The organism is Boseongicola sp. (assembly GCA_014075275.1).
Taxonomy (GTDB): Bacteria; Pseudomonadota; Alphaproteobacteria; order Rhodobacterales; family Rhodobacteraceae.
Genome location: CP046179.1, coordinates 1,864,133 through 1,880,645 on the forward strand (window position 1 = coordinate 1,864,133; position 16,513 = coordinate 1,880,645).

A 16,513-nucleotide genomic window follows, 5' to 3' on the forward strand; every position below is an offset into this window, starting at 1 on the left:
ACGATTAGGCTTCGCTCCATGGCAGTGATGATCAACGGACTACTCGAAATTGATGCGCCCCCAGCCGACACGGTGAAAGGCGGCGAGTTTCGACGTGCTGAATCAGTGATCCGCGACTGGATCACCAAAGATGGCCCTTTCACGCCAGATGATGGCCGTTATCACCTTTACGCCGCATGGAATTGCCCCTGGGCTCACCGCATGCTGATCGCACGCGAAATTTTGGGGCTTCAGGACGTGATATCAGTGTCTTACGCCCGCCCCCGCCGCACAGAAGAAGGCTGGGTCTACGACGCGAGCGGTGAATTTTCCGACCCGGAACTGGGTGTCCGCGCTTTGCACGAAGTTTTTGCGCGCCGGCACCCGGCCTATACCGGCCGCCTGACGGTTCCCGTCTTGTGGGACCGCGAGACGGAAACCATCGTTTCGAACGAAAGTGCCGAGCTTCTGCGGATGCTGCCGCTGTTCGGACGCGGACCGGATATCTATCCCGCGCCCCTGCGTGCCGATATCGACGCCTGGAATGACCGCATCTACGCAACCCTGAACAACGGTGTTTACCGGGCCGGATTCGCCCGCACGCAAGAGGCTTATGACAAAGCCGTGCACGAAGTCTTCGACACGCTCGATGCGATTGAGGCCCAATTGCAGAATACCGAATGGCTTGCAGGCAATGCGCTGACCGAGGCTGACATTCGCCTGTTCCCAACTCTGGCGCGCTTTGATGTCGCCTATCACTATGCCTTCAAATGCAACATCCGCCGCATCGTCGATTATCCGGCGATCTGGGCCTATGCGCGCCGGTTTTATGCGCTGCCGGGTATTGCTGAAACGGTGCGGTTCGAAGTTTATAAAGGCGGATATTTCTCGCCGTCCGAGTTGCGAAATCCACTTGGGATTGTCCCGGCAGGCCCGGTGATTGACTGGTCGCTCTGATATCTGGTTTCCCCTGCCTTTGGCAGGCGATCCGCGCCCACGTTTTCAACGCGGGCGGTTTTGAGTATTTAAGCCAGAAAGAAAGTCACTTGGATTTGCTCAGAAAGTCGAGAGCTTGTCTTGCTGCCGCCCGGCCAGTGGCAAAACAGGTGGTCAGAAGATAGCCACCGGTTGGCGCTTCCCAATCCAGCATCTCGCCGGCGATGAAGGTGCCGGGACGTGGCCGCAGCATCAGGCCGTCCAGTGTTTCGGCGGCAACTCCACCGGCAGTCGATATGGCCTGATCCATAGGCAGCGGATCAATGACAGGCACGGTCAGGGACTTGATGCGCATGGCAAAGTCAGATCCCTCCGGCAGAGGGCGACCCCATTCCTGAAGCAGCGCACGCTGAACCGACGACAGGCCCAGAGATTTGCGTAAATGATTGGAAAGGCTCATTTTTGCCCGCGGCTTTGACAGTTTTCGAGCAACTTCGTCGACGCTCAAATCCGGCAACAAGTCTAAAGTCAGCGCCGCGCCCTCGCGCGCAGCCGCAGAGACTTCATATACACCGCCGCCTTCGATGCCCTTGGCCGAGACCACCCATTCGCCCCGGCTTTTGACGCTTCCCGAAGCCAGCCTTGTGCCCTTCATCGGCGTGCCGAAATGCCTTGCCATATGGGCGCTCCAGTCGACAGAAAATCCCACATTGGCGGGCTTGAAGGGTGCCAGCTTGATGCCGGCCTTCGCGAATTCATCGGCCCAGACCCCGTTTGACCCCAGCCGCGCCCAACTGGACCCGCCCAGCGCCATCACGACTATGTCGGCCCGCACCCGACGCGGTCCTTCAGCCGTTTCGAAACGCCAGCAATCGCCTTCCCAGCCGACCCAGCGCCAGCGCGTGCGAAACTGAACCCCGGCGCCGTCCAAACGCCCCAACCATTTACGCAGCAGCGGCGAGGCTTTCATCGACTTCGGGAACACACGTTTTGTAGAGCCTGTGAACAGCGGCTCTCCCAACGCGCGCGCCCAGTTCTGCACCTCTTCTGGTCCAAAGCGGCGCACGGTGTCGATCAGGCTGTCATCCCCGGTGATCCGCCCCAGAAACTGATCGGGTGCCTCGTCTTTGGTCAGGTTCAAACCGGATTTCCCGGCCATCAGGAACTTGCGCCCCAACGACGGCATAGCGTCGACGACAACTGGCACGACGCCCCCATCCGCCAGCACCTCTGCCGCCATCAATCCTGCGGGGCCACCGCCGATGACCAATGCGGGAAGACGTTCGTCGCCTGCGTTCACCGACATGCCGATAACTCATCAAGTCTGGTGATTTCCCGCATTAAATCATAGCCTTGATCGCAGCCACATGCTCCCGGTCCGCGTCCAGCACAACCGCTGCCAGTGCACGCGCCTCGGCCACGGCGTCGACCGCCACCCGGTCTACCAGACCCATCTGCCAAGCATCTTCGGCACCGATCCGCTCTCCTGCCACCAATAGCATTTTCGCGCGAGCAGGCCCAACCAGCGCCGTCAACCGCACCACATCTGATGGCTGCGGCAAGAACCCCAACTTGGCAACGGGATAAAACAGGCTCGCCCCCGGCACCGCCACGCGCAGGTCTGCCGCCAGAACCATCCCCAGTGACCCACCAGCCGCCGTGCCGTTCAGGGCCGCGATCGTCAGAACCGGACAGGCCGCAATCGCGCCTGACATACGTTCCCACACAGGATCTACCGCCAAGCCAGCGCGCGCAGCCTCCAGATCAGCACCAGCACTGAAAACCTTGCCCCGCCCGGTCAACACCAATGCCCTTACAGACAAATCCACCGACGCCGCCTCAACAGCATCGGCGATCTGGCCCAACATCTCACCTGTCAGGGCGTTGGCCTTTTCCGGCCGGTTCAGGGCAATGGTGCACAGCCCGTCAGAGGTTGAAACCTCAATCACGAACCAGACCCAAAGCGCGAATGCCACGGTCTGCATATTCGCGGGGCGTCATCCGCGTTAGCATATGCGCCCCGGCTTTCGACGAACAATAGGCCGACCATCCCTCGACAGGGTTATGCGCCGCGCCGGATGATATATTCAGGATTGTGCCCGCACCCTTCGCGACCATGCCCGGCAACACCAACTTGGTGCCGTAAAAGACACCTTTCAGGTTGATATCAATCGCCGCTCCGAACTCTTCAATGTCCGAATCGGCCAGATGCGCGATCGAGCCAAGGATCGCCGCGTTGTTGATCAGAATGTCCACCGAGCTGAAGGCAGATTCCGCTTTTGCCACTGCCTCTGCCAAGTCTTCATATCGCCCGACATCGCACGGAATTGCCATTGCCTTGGCGCCGATATCGCCCGCAATCTGCCCAATGGCATCTCCGCCGCGCGCCACCAGCGCGACATTCGCGCCTTCGGCAGCAAACAGCCGTGCTGCGGCCTCGCCGATCCCCCGACTGGCCCCCGTAATCATCACGGTTTTGCCATTAACTGCCATTTCTGCCCCCTTTTTGCCTTACTGCGTGATATGCTGGTCACGGTTAAAATCGCCTTCCACCGAACCCTCGGCGGTTCTTGACCTTCATGCGCTGCAAACCAATGTTGTGGCCACCCCCAATTTTGTACCGGATACACCTTATGACTTATTTTCGATTGTTGACCGCAACTTCAGCATTAGCGCTGGTTGCTGGTCCCGCTATGGCCGATTTGACAGCCAATGATGTCTGGAGCGACTGGCAGGACCTGTTCGCACGCAATGGCCTTGAGATTACCACCGAAGGCCAATCCGCATCTGACGGCACGCTCAGCATCACTGGCATCACGGCATCGTTCGAAATACCGGATGGCGATATCGCGGTTAGCCTGGGCAACATTGCATTCATTGAACGCAGCGACGGGACAGTTTCGGTCGCGATGGCTGACGAAATGCCCATTTCCTTCGCCATTCCAGATAATGATGGTGGCGGTACAGTTGGGTTCACAATCTTCCTGCCTGCCGCAAGTATGATTGCCTCTGGCGACACATCTAAAGTTCGCTACAACTATGATTATCCGGAACTTCGGGTGGGTGACTTCACGATTGACGCCCCGGAAATGCCCGAAGATTTTCCTTTGGTCATGGATCTCAGCTTGATGGGAATGACCGGCTTTGTCGAATTGGCCGATGACGACGTTCGATCCTATAGCACCGATACCGATATTGCCGTGTTCGGAATGGATTTCAGTTTTGCTGATCCCGAAGGCGATGAGGGCGAGTTCTCTTTCTCATTCTCAATGTCTGATTTAGTTTCATCGGCCACTGGTGCCATGGGCGACATTGAGCTCGACATGGGACTTTCAGAGATGATCGGCAGCGGGTATCGCCAGAATGGTACCGGGTCGTACGGCCCAACCACCTACGAAATTGGCTTCAATGGCCCTGATGGCGGTTTTGAGATGGCCACCTCGGCGGCTTCCGGCACTCTTGAATTGAACTTCGGCGAGAATGGCATTTCTTATGGCGGTGCATCTCAAGACGTCACAATCTTTGTTGCGTCGAACATGATGCCAATCCCACCCGTGACGCTGAAGATCGCAGAAACCGGCGGGCAGTTTTCACTGCCGATCGTGCCAGGCGAAGACCCCCAGGACTTTAGCCTGGAATTCCGCCTAACCGATTTTGCCATCGACGACATGCTCTGGGGTATGTTTGACCCTGCGGGCGTTCTGCCGCGCGATCCAGCAACAATCGAAATCGACCTCAGCGGCAAGGCCATCGTCACTCAGGATGTCACCGATCCGGAATTCGCCGAGGCCATGGAAAACATGGAAATGGGTCCTCCAGGTACACTGGAAGAACTAAATATCAACTCCGTGCGCCTGTCTTTCGCTGGTGCTGACTTGACCGGCGACGGCGCTTTTGTCTTCAACAACGACATGGGCATTCCGATGCCATCCGGCACTGCAAATATGATGCTGGTCGGTGCAAACGGTCTCATGGACAAACTGGTCTCGATGGGTCTTCTGCCGGAAGAGCAAGCCATGGGAGCCCGCATGATGCTGGGTCTCTTTGCCCGTCCGGGCAATGGCGAAGACACGCTGGTTTCGACCATCGAAGTCAACGAAGACGGTTCGATCCTGGCCAACGGTCAGCGCATCAAATAACCCGCTTCACTGGCGAACTCACTCAAAGGCGCGTCCCTATCCGGGCGCGCCTTTTCGCGTCGCGGCCTTGCAGGTCCGGCCCCAGCGGACTACCTCCATGACACCACCCCTGCCGGAGACCCCATGACCGACCTCGCCCAGCTTACAGACGCCCTTCTGACTGCCGCCAAAGCCGAAGGGGCAGATGCCGCTGACGCGCTGGCGACCAATGGCACCGCACTGTCCATCGACGTCCTCGGCGGCAAACTGGAACACGCCGAACGCTCGGAAGGCATCGACATCGGACTGCGCGTCATGGTCGGCAAACGTCAGTCCTGCGTGTCCGCTTCTGACATCAATCCCGATACCATCCGCACCGTCGCGGAACGCGCCGTTGCCATGGCCAAACTTGCACCCGAAGACCCGCACATTGGCCTCGCAGACCCAGATCAACTGGCCGCCGATTGGGATGTCGCAGCGCTTGATCTGGCTGAAGACGCGCCAGAGCCTGACCCTGCGCACCTGCAAGACCTCGCCACTCGCGCCGAAGCCGCGGCCCTTGCCCACGAAGGCATCACCCAGGCCGACAGCGTCTCGGCAGGCTTTTCCCATTCCGCCATCCACCTCGCCGCCACCAACGGTTTTTCCGGCGGCTACAACCGCAGCTCGCACTGGACCTCCTGCGTTGCCTTTACCGGCACCGGCACAGACATGGAGCGTGACTACTACGGCGACGGTCGCATCTACCGCGGCGATCTCGATGATCCAGAAACCATAGGCAATATCGCAGCCACTCGCACCTTGGCCCGCGCCGGAGCACGCAAACCCCCCACCGGCAGTTTCCCCGTCCTCTATGACGAACGGGTGGCCTCCGGCCTGATCGGCCACCTGCTGCAAGCGGTCAACGGCGCTGCCATCGCCCGCGGCTCAAGCTGGCTGCGCGACAAGATGGGCGAACAGGTCCTGCCCGCCCACCTCTCTATCACCGAAAACCCGCATCGCGCCCGCACCAGTGCCTCGCGCCCTTTCGACGCCGAAGGCCTCGCCACCAAACCCCGCGACATCGTCGCAAATGGCATCCTGCAAGGCTGGACCCTCGATCTCGCCACTGCCCGCAAACTTGGCCTCACCAGCACCGCCAGCGCCGCCCGTGGCACCGGCGGGCCACCCTCGCCCAGCCTGTCAAACATCGCCCTCACTCAAGGCACCCAATCCCGCGATGACCTTATCCGCGACATGGGCACCGGCCTTCTGGTCACATCCCTGATCGGAAGTTCCATCAACCCCACGACCGGCGACTACTCCCGTGGTGCCAGCGGATTCTGGGTCGAAAACGGCGAGATCACGTACCCGGTCAACGAATGCACCATCGCGGGCAACCTCCACCAGATGCTGGCCTCGATCATCCCCGCCAAAGACGCCCGCCAACACCTCAGCCGCGTTGTGCCATCGCTTCTGGTGGAAAGCCTGACCATTGCCGGCGAGTGATCTCGCCCTTCTCGAAGCAGCCGCCCGCGAAAGCGGCGAGATTGCCTGCCGTTTCTGGCGCGATGACCCGCAGGTCTGGGACAAAGGCGGCGATGACCCGGTATCCGAGGCCGACTTCGCCGTCGACACCCACCTGAAATCCCGCCTTCTGACCGCGCGCCCCGATTACGGCTGGGTCAGCGAAGAGACCGAGGATGATCCCGCCCGCCTATCCGCCGAAAGCGTCTTCATCGTCGACCCCATCGACGGCACCCGGGCCTTCGTCGCTGGCGAAAAGACCTGGTCCCACTCGCTGGCCATTGCCCGCAACGGCCAGATCACCGCCGCCGCCGTTTACCTGCCCGTCCTCGAGAAAATGTATCTCGCCGGCCTGGGCGAAGGTGCCACTCTGAACGGCACTCCCATTCGCGCCACCGAAACCGCACTCAGTCCCGGCACAACCCTTCTGACCCCCCGCGTCACGCTGCAAGATCGCTTCTGGTCCGGCGCGGTCCCAACGTTCGACCGGCACTTTCGCCCCTCTATCGCTTACCGCCTCGCGCTTGTCGGCGAAGGCCGCTACGACGGAATGCTGACCCTCAGACCTTCGTGGGAATGGGACATCGCCGCCGGTGCCCTCATCGTTTCCGAGGCCGGAGCCAAAGCCACGGACCGACGCGGCGCACCGATGACCTTCAACAGCCCCGCGCGCCAAACCGCAGGCGTCGTCGCAGCAGGGCACCAGACCCATCGATCCCTGATCAAACGCCTCGCCTAGGCCCAGATCTCAATCGACGTCGGACAAAGCCTTCAAAAAAAGCCCTCAAAACCGAATACTCCGCCCTCACCTTCGGAAACACACAAACATACGGCTTCGCCATCGCAATCGATACGCTCGAAGGCCGGACAAGCGCCCCACTTCCGATATGCCCTTCGACAAAGCTCCTCGGCACCAAAGCTACACCTGCCCCATGCAGCGCCGCCGTGATCGCCACCGACAAATCACTGACAACCACACTCGAAGCCCCCAAACCGTCGACCGCCCGCCCCGCTTCACGAAACCAATCCCGCCAACTTGGGCCGCTGCTATAAGACGCTCCCCAATTGGTCTCGATCAGCTTTCTAGCCGGAATATTCACCAACAACCCGTCGGCATCCCCAAACTCCTGCCAGAACGCCGGAGAGCAAACGGGAACCGCCACATCCTTGAACAACTCCCGCTCTTGCATCGCCGAATAGTAAGTCGATTGATACGTCAGCCGAACGTCCACCCCATCGCGCACAAAGTCGATGGGGTCCTCCTGCACACGGATATCCAGAACCGCCCCCGCCGCATCGCTGAACCCGGCCACCCGTGGCATCAGCCAGCAATTTGCCAAGGAAGGGATCACACTGACAACCAGCTGTCGCGGGCTTCGGTTTTGCCGCAACCCCTGAACAGCCTCCGCCATCTCGTCAAAGGCACCCGCCAACCTCGGAAACAACTCTGACCCCGCATCCGTCAAATGGATCCGATTGCCCTGCCGCTGAAACAACTTCTTTCCCAGATGCTCCTCCAGATGCCGCACCTGAAGACTGACCGCAGCCGAGCTAACCCCAAGCTCCTCGCCCGCCTGCACAAAGCTTCCACACTGCGCCGCTGCCTCAAACGCCCGCAATCCGGTCAGTGATGGAAGATCGCGCATTCCTTACCCCCAATTATTCTTATGAAAGCCTACAATTTTTATAGTTGCAACAAAAGCAAAACGACCCAAACTGCCCCCACCCAGACGGAGACTGCCTAAAATGGAAGACCTGATCGATCTTGACCGCTACCCGCTGCACCAGCCGAACAGCGAAAAATACACCACCCTCGTTCAGCGCTGCAAAAAGCAGCTCGATGCAAACGGCATGTTCGACCTGTCCGGCTTCTTCCATGATCACACCGTCAAAGCCGCCGCCGAAGCCGTAAAACCTGCCATGGCCACCAGCGCCTTCCGCCACGCCCGCACCCACAACGTCTACTTCAAGGATACCGTCGACGGCCTGCCCGCCGACCACCCCGCGCTCCAGAAGGTAGAGACCGTCAACCACACGCTCTGCGCCGACCAGTTCGAAGACAACCCGGTCATCACGCTTTACGAATGGGAACCCTTCGCCACGTTCCTGGCTGCAACGATGGGTAAACCAAAACTCTATCCAATGGATGATCCCCTTAGCCGCGTGAATATCCAGGCCACCTATGACGGCGAAGGGCTCAACTGGCACTTCGACCGGTCCGAGTTCACCACAACCATGCTGCTTCAAGCCGCCGACGAAGGCGGCGAACTTGAGTACCGCTCCAACCTGCGCACGCCCGAGGATCCAAACTATGACGGCGTCGCAGCAGTTCTGCACGGCGAAGACCCCGAAGTCGCGCGCATCAAACTGGCCCCCGGAACCCTGAACGTCTTTCGCGGCGTGAACACCATCCACCGCGTCGTCCCGGTCAAAGGTCCAAACGAACGCCTGGTCACGATCTTCACATTCTACGAACGCCCCGGCGTGGTCTTCACCCCAAAAGAACAAATGGGATTCTACGGGCGGACGGCCCCTAGTTCGGTGAAATCATCCCGCACCTTGCGGCATTGATGACTGCCATGCTTCCACCACCTGCCAGCACCGCGTTTCAAAGTTGTCGCATCAAACTTCTTCTGTCCAAAAATACTTTCGCGCGACGCGCACGCGGGCCAGGCCCGCGTCCCGGATTTCGTGTCGAAATCCGTTCTCCAATCATTAACAAAGCCAAAACCCGCCGTTCGGGTCCACCGACGTAATACCGACGCGATACCGACGCGATACCGACCGGCTCACTCACCACGCCTTGACCCCAGCCCATGACCCTTTAGCTTGGCGGAAAATCAACAAGAGGCCCCCATGACACAACGTCTGCACCTGGTATTCGGAGGCGAGTTGACCGACCCCTCCCAGAACGTCTTCCGCGATGTCGAAGACATCCATATCGTCGGAATTTTCCCAGACTATGCAACGGCTTACAACGCCTGGAAGTCCGAAGCACAGCGCACCGTCGACAACGCTCACATGCGCTATTTCATCGCGCATTTACATCGCCTCCGCGATGAAAACGCCCCGGCCTCAGCAACCGAGGAGCTGGGCACCTGACCGAGTCCCGCCCCAGGCTGGTCTCGCGGCTTGTTTCGGCCGCCAATCGCCTGCGGGATATCGCCCTTGCGCGCGATCCGGCGGGCGAAAATATCGATCCAAATCAGCGACTTGGGCAAACGGAAACACCGCGACCGGATGGCTGCCTGATCTGGTTTCACTCCGAAAGCGCCGCCGATTCAGGGGCCATTGCGGCACTTTCTCAAGAACTGTCCCGATTGCGCGGTGAACCTGTCTATGGTCTTGTAACTTCAACAGAAATTTCAACTTCGCCCCCGACATTCGCGTCCATGGCAATCCACCAATTGGCCCCAAGCGAAACAGCCGGGTCAGTCAGCCGCTTCCTTGATCACTGGCACCCCGACGCAGCTGTCATCCTCGGCACCCCTAACCGTCCCAATCTTGTCACTGCAACCGACGCTCGAAACATCCCACTATTCCTGGCTGCCCCCGAGCGCGGTCAGATGGCACCAGGCGGCAAGCTGCCCCAAACGTCGGTCGCGATTATGCAGCATTTTCAAGCCTTTCTGGTACCATCAGCAGCAGAAGCACAGGCATTTCAGTTCCTCGATGTTCCCAGCGAAAAGGTCATTGTATCGGGTCCGCTCAGCGACACGGTCCTTGCACTTGCCTGTGACAGCGACGCATTGGAACACTACAGCCAATTGCACGGCGGTCGCCCTGTTTGGCTGGCAGCACAGATCACCAACTCCGAATTTGATGCGGTAGAAAAAGCCCAGCGCCGCACCATCCGAGGCGCCCACCGACTGCTTCTTATCATCGTGCCCCGAAATCCCACCGATGGCCCCTCCATCACCGCAAAACTTGACGAAAAGGGGTGGCGCACAGCGCTTCGATCACGGGGGGAAATGCCAGACGAAGCCGTACAGGTCTTCGTAGCCGACGACCCCGACGAGATGGGTCTTTGGTATCGGCTTGCACCCGTCGCCTTTCTGGGTGGAACTTTGGACTCGGTTGCCGAGCCCACAGATCCCTTTGACCCAGCTGCACTGGGATCTGCGCTTATACACGGCCCAGAGTATCTCCCTTCATTTGAGCGTTATCAAAGACTTATCGAGGCCGATGCAACATCGGAAATCGCTTTTCCTGACGAACTCGGCGATGCTGTTTTTCAACTCTTGTCCCCCGACAAAGCCGCGATGTTGGCACACGCCGGTTGGGCCGTAACGTCAGAAAGCGCCCATGTCGTCGAGCAACTTGCCGAGCTGATTGACATCTCGCTCGACGAGCTCGGTGCCAGTTGATGCGACCTCCCGATTTCTGGCAAAATAAACCTGATCGGCCAGGGTTTATCGCCGCGATTCTGTCACCGTTGGCTTTTATTTACGCATCCGCAACAGCGTACCGCGTTCAGCGGGCACCCGCAATCAAGCCTGACGTTCCTGTCATTTGCATCGGTAACCTGAACATAGGCGGCACCGGCAAAACGCCCACTGTGATTGCTCTAATCGAACTTTTGTCCAATCGAAATGTTCATGTCGTCACACGCGGATATGGCGGCAGTGAGGTTGGCCCTCTACACGTGAATGAAAAGAACCACACGGCAGATGAAGTGGGCGACGAACCCCTTCTTTTGGCCGCCTTTTCAACGACATGCGTATCCAAGGACCGCGCTGCAGGCGTCCGTGCCGCACAAAATGCCGGTGCCGAGGTTATCCTTTTGGACGATGGGTTTCAGAATCCAGACGTGGCCAAGTCGCTAAATCTTGTCGTCGTTGACGCCGCGCGTGGGTTTGGCAACGGCAAGGTTATTCCGGCTGGACCCTTACGTGAAACAATCCACGCAGGGCTTTCGCGCGCCGACCTGCTGCTATCTATCGGCAATTTGGAAGAGCAAGAAAAATTCGATCAACTATGGGGACATCAAATTACGGTCCCAAGGGTGCGCGCCGAAACCAAGCCGCTTCAAACTGGCATGGACTGGCAAGGTCAGCGAGTTCTGGCATTCGCCGGGATTGGACAGCCAGAAAAGTTCTTTCAAACACTTCGCTCGCTTGGGGCAAACATTGTGAAATCGGTTCCATTAGACGACCACCAGCCATTGTCCGACACGTTACTCAATCGGCTGCAAGCCGACGCAACCGCTTTGTCTGCGCAGCTGGTTACGACCGAAAAGGATGCAGTTCGTCTACCCACGGGCTATCGCCGCAATGTCCTTGCGCTGCCGGTTCGTCTAAAATTCACTCAACGGTCCGAGTTGGATATCCAACTCAATCGCCTAGACCTGACCTGATCTTTTCGCCATCGGCATCCAGTTTTGGCGCTGCCTTCGGTTCAGACAGTTCTGCGTCCGAGAAAACGAATGGCGCGCGCACGCCCGGAACCCCGTCCTCCCCGATTTTCATCTGACGGGCCTGAACCTGGGAGTCAGCGAAAACATCCGCCATCTCATTGATCGGCCCGGCTGGAATTCCTTGTGCCTCGCAGGCCGCCAGCAAATCGGCTTTCGCCCATTCAATGGTTTTTGCTGACAACAGACCGGTTAGCACGCTTCTATTTTCAACCCGGTCGGCATTGGTCACAAAAGACGGCGTCTCGGCCAACACCGAAAGGCTTAGCACAGCGCAAAGCCGTTGAAATTGCCCGTCATTTCCAGTGGCGATGATGATCCAGCCGTCACGGCATTCAAACACTTGGTAGGGCACTAGGTTAGGATGCGCATTGCCCAGACGACCAGGAGATGCGCCGGTGGCAAGGTAATTCAGCGCCTGATTGGCCGTGACTGATACCGCTGAGTCCAGCAAAGCCATGTCGATGTGCTGTCCACGCCCGGTCTGTTCGCGATGCGCCAAAGCCGCCTGAATTGCGATGACTGAGTAAAGTCCGGTGAAGATGTCTGTAATGGCGACGCCGGTCTTCATCGGCTAACCGTCCGGCTCGCCTGTCACGGACATCAGCCCGGACATTCCTTGAATTATATAGTCATACCCTGCGCGATGCGCATAAGGCCCGGTTTGACCGAAGCCGGTGATGGAACAATAAACCAGGCGGGGGTTGAGCTTGGACAAGTTGCCATAGTCCAACCCGTATTTCTCCAACCCGCCAAGTTTGAAATTCTCAATCAGCACATCGGCGTCGGCCACAAGCTGACGCACCAGAGCCTTGCCCTTCTCAGTTCTGAAATCCGCTACCACCGATTGCTTGCCGCGATTACAAGCATGAAAATACGCCGCCGAGCGATCTCCGTCGCGCTCTATAAATGGCGGCCCCCAACGGCGAGTGTCATCGCCCTCTGGACTTTCGACTTTGATGACTTCCGCACCGAGGTCTGAAAGTGTTTGACCGGCCCAAGGGCCGGCCAAAATACGTGCTAACTCAACAACTTTTAGGCCCGCCAGAGGCGTCGCCATTAGCTGCCCAGACCTTCCTCGATGATGGCCTTCATCTCGTCATAGGGCATGTTGGAATGCTGCACACCGTTGATGATAAAGGTGGGTGTCGATCTCACACCGTCAGCCTCGGCCTGCTGCAGATAACGTGCGTAGAGCTTTTGAGCATTATCGCCATCCGAGAAACAGGAATCCAACTGCGCATCAGAAAGCCCGGCAGTTTTTCCGATACGGCGAAGCCGTAGAACAATCTCAGATGGTTCATTTTGCCGTGCCCAGTCCCGTTGTTCGGCATAGAGCATATCGGCGATGCCGAAGTACCGATTCTCGGCACCATCACCACAGCGTGCGACGATGGCGGCCCAAAGACCGAACCGATCAAAATAGACTTCGCGATAAACGAAATTGATTTTACCTGTGTCAATGAAGTCTTCTTTCAACTGCTTATACGCACCGGCATGGAAAGACGCGCAATGCGGACAGGTGAACGAGGCGTATTCGACAATAGTTACTGCCGCATCCGGGTTTCCGATGGACATTTCAGGGATGTCGGACGTATCGATATCAGACGCATCTTGAGCCATTGCAAACTGCGTCGACAGAAAAAGTGCCGTCACCATTGCGAAGAAAATTCCGGCCAGAGCCGTTATTGGTCGGGTCATAATCGTCAAACCTTATGTTTTACGAGAGTGGGTTAAGACGTTTCCGCCCAGGTTTTCAAGGGCTGTTCTTAATCCCTCGTCATGTATCGGAGCTGCTGTTTGCTCTGCCAAATTTTTCAACTCTTCAGTTACGTCACTGGACGTAGATTTTTTTTGCGGCGTGAATGAGGCAGAAGGCTCGGCGAAACCGGCAGCAGATGTCTGTGTCAGCCTGATCCGCTGAATGGCCGCATACCCGTAACAAGCGTTCACCCGCTCCCGGATATTTTCTTTCTGCATTTCCACCATGGGCGCAACTGCACCACTGGTCAAAAGAGTCAGTGTCGCGCCAAATCCGCGCCCATAATTAACTTCCACGGGACGCGCCTGTCCAGCCAGATCAGGCCCGACAATGTCATCCCAATGGGTTAAAAGCCGTGACACAGCGAATCCCCGTGTCTCTGAAGCACTGCGAATACGGTCTCCCAACAGGCTGGATGCCCGTTGAAACCCACGTTTCTTGCGTATATCGCGCTTTTGCTTACCATCAGCCATTGTGCGTTCATTTTAGTCTGGAATGCTGATTGTGCCACTCTAAAGGCGAACACGGGGGAATAAACATTGCGTGACCGGCCAAGCTCTGCCGATCTTCTGGCCTGGTATGACATTCACGCCCGCGAAATGCCCTGGCGTGTCGGTCCGGCTCAGCGGGCCAACGGCATCCGTCCGGACCCTTATCGCGTCTGGCTGAGTGAAGTCATGTTGCAGCAAACCACAGTTGCCGCCGTCACCAAGTATTATCTGCGGTTCACCCAGCTTTGGCCCACTGTCGCGGATCTGGCATCGGCCGACGATGCAGACGTCATGGGTGAATGGGCCGGTCTTGGATACTATGCCCGGGCGCGCAATCTGCTGAAATGCGCGCGCACGATCACGGCAAAACACAACGGCGAATTTCCGAACACCAAAGCCGAGCTTCTTACCCTGCCCGGTATCGGACCCTATACTGCGTCCGCCATCGCCGCGATTGCCTTTGACGAGGCTGCGACAGTTGTCGATGGCAATGTCGAGCGCGTCATGGCACGGCTCTATTCGGTGGATACACCACTGCCGACAGCCAAGCCGGAATTGACGGCCCTTGCAGGCGAACTCACACCGTCCACAAGGCCAGGCGACTATGCACAAGCCGTTATGGATCTAGGCGCAACCATCTGCACGCCTCGAAACCCGGCCTGCGGGATTTGCCCGCTGAAGGGTGCCTGTTCCGCCCGCACGGCCGGGACCGCCGCCGAGTTGCCGCGAAAGGTGCCCAAAAAAGCCAAACCGACAAGACACGGCACGGTGTATCTGGGCCGACGCGGCGACGGTGCTTGGCTGCTGGAAACCAGGCCGCCGAGGGGATTGTTAGGCGGTATGCTCGGTTGGCCAGGGTCAGAATGGACTGAAAACTTGCCTGCGACCGCCCCGCCCTGCGAGGCAAATTGGCAAGACACAGGCGGCGAAGTGCTTCACACGTTCACACATTTTCACCTGAGGCTGAAGGTATTCAAGGCAGATTTGCCCTTGGATGCCGTTTCTGAGACTGGGAGCTTCATCGATCAAAAGAACTTTCGCCCGACTGACTTGCCGACCGTGATGCGCAAAGCATTCGACATAGCGTCAACCGTGTCTCATGCGGATTGAGCCGCGATCAGGGGCGGTTATACTGGCTACAATCAACCCATTCGCGCGACCCGACCTTTGATGACCAGCAAATCCTATCCTAATCGCGTGCCTGACGCGCTGCCATTCTGGGCTTCACTGACGATCGTTCCGGTCACCTGGGTTGCTGCGACAGTTGGCGGGATCGGGCTGGGCCTGATCCCAATGTACGCTTGGGTTGCATTTTCGGTTATGGATTACGTTTTCGGCACAGACCCCAGAAACCCAGACATCGAAACACCGAACGACGCTCTTTTCTGGCATCGCGCAGTGACCTGGGCCTGGCCGCCCGTCCAGATCGTGAACACCTTTGCCCTGTTGGCATTTGCAACGACAACAGATCACCTCGGCTCGGTTGAAAAAATCGCATTATTTCTAGGCGTCGGCATTGTGAATGGCACAATCGGAATCGTCTATGCTCATGAATTGATGCACAAATCCTCACGTTGGGAAAGATTTCTGGGTGATGCCCTGATGGCCATGGCGCTTTACGGTCATTACAGATCTGAGCATTTGCTGGTGCATCACAGTTATGTCGGAACCCCACGCGATCCGGCAACCGCGCGCTATAACGAGCACTTCTGGCGGTTCTTTCCGCGCGTGCTGTGGCAAAGTTTGGTGTCGTCATGGAATGCCGAGAAAGCCATGTTGGTGCGCAGAAAACGTCCGATGTGGCACCGTTCAAATTCGTTCTGGCGCTACATCGGTCTGGACGTAGCATTCATCGCTTTGGCGGCAATGATTGGTGGCTGGTCAGGTGTTCTGCTGTTTGCCATCGCTGCCGGTTTCGCAGTTTTCCAGTTAGAACTTGTCAACTACATCGAGCACTATGGGTTGACCCGCAAACATCTGGGCGACGGCAAATACGAACCGGCAAAGGCGCATCATAGCTGGAACTCAGGGCATGCGGCGACAAGTGCCTTGTTAATCAATGTCACCCGTCACTCGGATCATCATGCCCGTCCGGACCGACCCTTTCCGTTGCTGCAAAACCCTTTGGAAGATGAGGCGCCGTTTTTGCCTCAAGGGTATGCGATCATGACCACAATGGCGCTCATCCCGCCGTTGTGGCTGCGACGCATGAACCCACGAGTGCGGGAATGGCGCAGGACGTTTTATCCCGAGATCAAAGATTGGCGCGCCTACAACAGCGCATCAAATCCAATGCCGAAGTGAGATT

At 58.1% G+C, this 16,513-nt stretch carries 16 protein-coding genes and 1 pseudogene; 10 read left to right on the top strand and 7 right to left on the bottom strand.

The features are described 5' to 3' along the window. Nucleotides 1-18 precede the first annotated feature (18 nt). Nucleotides 19-936, top strand: a complete 918-nt coding sequence (locus GKR98_09450) for a glutathione-dependent reductase (GenBank protein ID QMU58398.1) — start codon at nt 19-21, stop codon at nt 934-936. Between the two features lie 85 nt (nt 937-1,021). On the opposite strand, the gene GKR98_09455 is transcribed toward GKR98_09450, so the two are convergent. The 3 genes from GKR98_09455 to GKR98_09465 are packed head-to-tail and all read right to left on the bottom strand — an operon-like array spanning nt 1,022 to nt 3,408. After that, nucleotides 1,022-2,221 (bottom strand): TIGR03862 family flavoprotein, encoded by a 1,200-nt coding sequence (locus GKR98_09455; protein ID QMU58399.1) that lies wholly within the window; start codon nt 2,219-2,221, stop codon nt 1,022-1,024. Nucleotides 2,222-2,255: 34 nt separating this feature from the next. Next, entirely contained in the window at nt 2,256-2,900 is a 645-nt protein-coding gene (locus GKR98_09460; protein ID QMU58400.1) for an enoyl-CoA hydratase/isomerase family protein, read from the bottom strand. Beyond that, the gene (locus GKR98_09465; GenBank protein QMU58401.1) at nt 2,857-3,408 is read right to left on the bottom strand and encodes an SDR family NAD(P)-dependent oxidoreductase; all 552 of its coding nucleotides are present in this window, start codon (nt 3,406-3,408) and stop codon (nt 2,857-2,859) included. The genes GKR98_09460 and GKR98_09465 overlap by 44 nt, the downstream gene beginning before the upstream one ends. Before the next feature lie 86 nt (nt 3,409-3,494). Between GKR98_09465 and GKR98_09470 the strand changes: the two genes are divergently transcribed. From GKR98_09470 to GKR98_09480, 3 genes are all read left to right on the top strand, one after another. Continuing rightward, nucleotides 3,495-5,054: a DUF2125 domain-containing protein gene (locus GKR98_09470; protein ID QMU58402.1), complete on the top strand. Its 1,560-nt coding sequence runs from the start codon at nt 3,495-3,497 to the stop codon at nt 5,052-5,054. Nucleotides 5,055-5,177: 123 nt separating this feature from the next. Then, on the top strand, nt 5,178-6,521 hold the full coding sequence (locus tag GKR98_09475) for a TldD/PmbA family protein (protein ID QMU58403.1): 1,344 nt from the start codon (nt 5,178-5,180) through the stop codon (nt 6,519-6,521). Continuing rightward, entirely contained in the window at nt 6,508-7,278 is a 771-nt protein-coding gene (locus GKR98_09480; protein QMU58404.1) for a 3'(2'),5'-bisphosphate nucleotidase CysQ, read from the top strand. Before GKR98_09475 ends, GKR98_09480 begins: the two co-directional genes overlap by 14 nt. Here GKR98_09480 and GKR98_09485 read toward each other — a convergent pair. Then, entirely contained in the window at nt 7,262-8,185 is a 924-nt protein-coding gene (locus GKR98_09485; GenBank protein ID QMU58405.1) for a LysR family transcriptional regulator, read from the bottom strand. The genes GKR98_09480 and GKR98_09485 overlap by 17 nt on opposite strands. A 100-nt stretch (nt 8,186-8,285) precedes the next feature. Between GKR98_09485 and GKR98_09490 the strand changes: the two genes are divergently transcribed. The 4 genes from GKR98_09490 to GKR98_09505 all read left to right on the top strand — a co-directional run bounded on the left by GKR98_09490 (nt 8,286) and on the right by GKR98_09505 (nt 11,895). Then, nucleotides 8,286-9,110, top strand: a complete 825-nt coding sequence (locus GKR98_09490) for a 2OG-Fe(II) oxygenase (GenBank protein ID QMU58406.1) — start codon at nt 8,286-8,288, stop codon at nt 9,108-9,110. A gap of 285 nt (nt 9,111-9,395) precedes the next feature. Further along, nucleotides 9,396-9,641 (top strand): DUF4170 domain-containing protein, encoded by a 246-nt coding sequence (locus GKR98_09495; GenBank protein QMU58407.1) that lies wholly within the window; start codon nt 9,396-9,398, stop codon nt 9,639-9,641. Beyond that, entirely contained in the window at nt 9,638-10,906 is a 1,269-nt protein-coding gene (locus GKR98_09500) for a hypothetical protein (protein QMU58408.1), read from the top strand. The genes GKR98_09495 and GKR98_09500 overlap by 4 nt, the downstream gene beginning before the upstream one ends. After that, nucleotides 10,906-11,895: a tetraacyldisaccharide 4'-kinase gene (locus tag GKR98_09505; protein ID QMU58409.1), complete on the top strand. Its 990-nt coding sequence runs from the start codon at nt 10,906-10,908 to the stop codon at nt 11,893-11,895. The genes GKR98_09500 and GKR98_09505 overlap by 1 nt, the downstream gene beginning before the upstream one ends. Here GKR98_09505 and GKR98_09510 read toward each other — a convergent pair. From GKR98_09510 to GKR98_09520, 3 genes and pseudogenes are all read right to left on the bottom strand, one after another. Continuing rightward, nucleotides 11,873-13,012 (bottom strand): annotated as a pseudogene (locus tag GKR98_09510) (CoA transferase). The gene GKR98_09505 and the pseudogene GKR98_09510 sit on opposite strands and share 23 nt — an antisense overlap. Then, nucleotides 13,012-13,653 carry a thioredoxin domain-containing protein gene (locus GKR98_09515; GenBank protein ID QMU58410.1) on the bottom strand — a complete coding sequence of 214 codons (642 nt, stop codon included), beginning with the start codon at nt 13,651-13,653 and terminating at the stop codon, nt 13,012-13,014. The pseudogene GKR98_09510 and the gene GKR98_09515 overlap by 1 nt, the downstream one beginning before the upstream one ends. A gap of 12 nt (nt 13,654-13,665) precedes the next feature. Beyond that, nucleotides 13,666-14,187, bottom strand: a complete 522-nt coding sequence (locus tag GKR98_09520; GenBank protein ID QMU58411.1) for a DUF721 domain-containing protein — start codon at nt 14,185-14,187, stop codon at nt 13,666-13,668. A 66-nt stretch (nt 14,188-14,253) separates the two neighbouring features. On the opposite strand from GKR98_09520, the gene mutY reads away from it, so the two are divergent. Both mutY and GKR98_09530 read left to right on the top strand, forming a co-directional pair. After that, the gene (gene mutY / locus GKR98_09525) at nt 14,254-15,315 is read left to right on the top strand and encodes an A/G-specific adenine glycosylase (GenBank protein QMU58412.1); all 1,062 of its coding nucleotides are present in this window, start codon (nt 14,254-14,256) and stop codon (nt 15,313-15,315) included. Between the two features lie 60 nt (nt 15,316-15,375). Beyond that, nucleotides 15,376-16,509, top strand: a complete 1,134-nt coding sequence (locus GKR98_09530) for an alkane 1-monooxygenase (protein QMU58413.1) — start codon at nt 15,376-15,378, stop codon at nt 16,507-16,509. Nucleotides 16,510-16,513 lie beyond the last annotated feature (4 nt).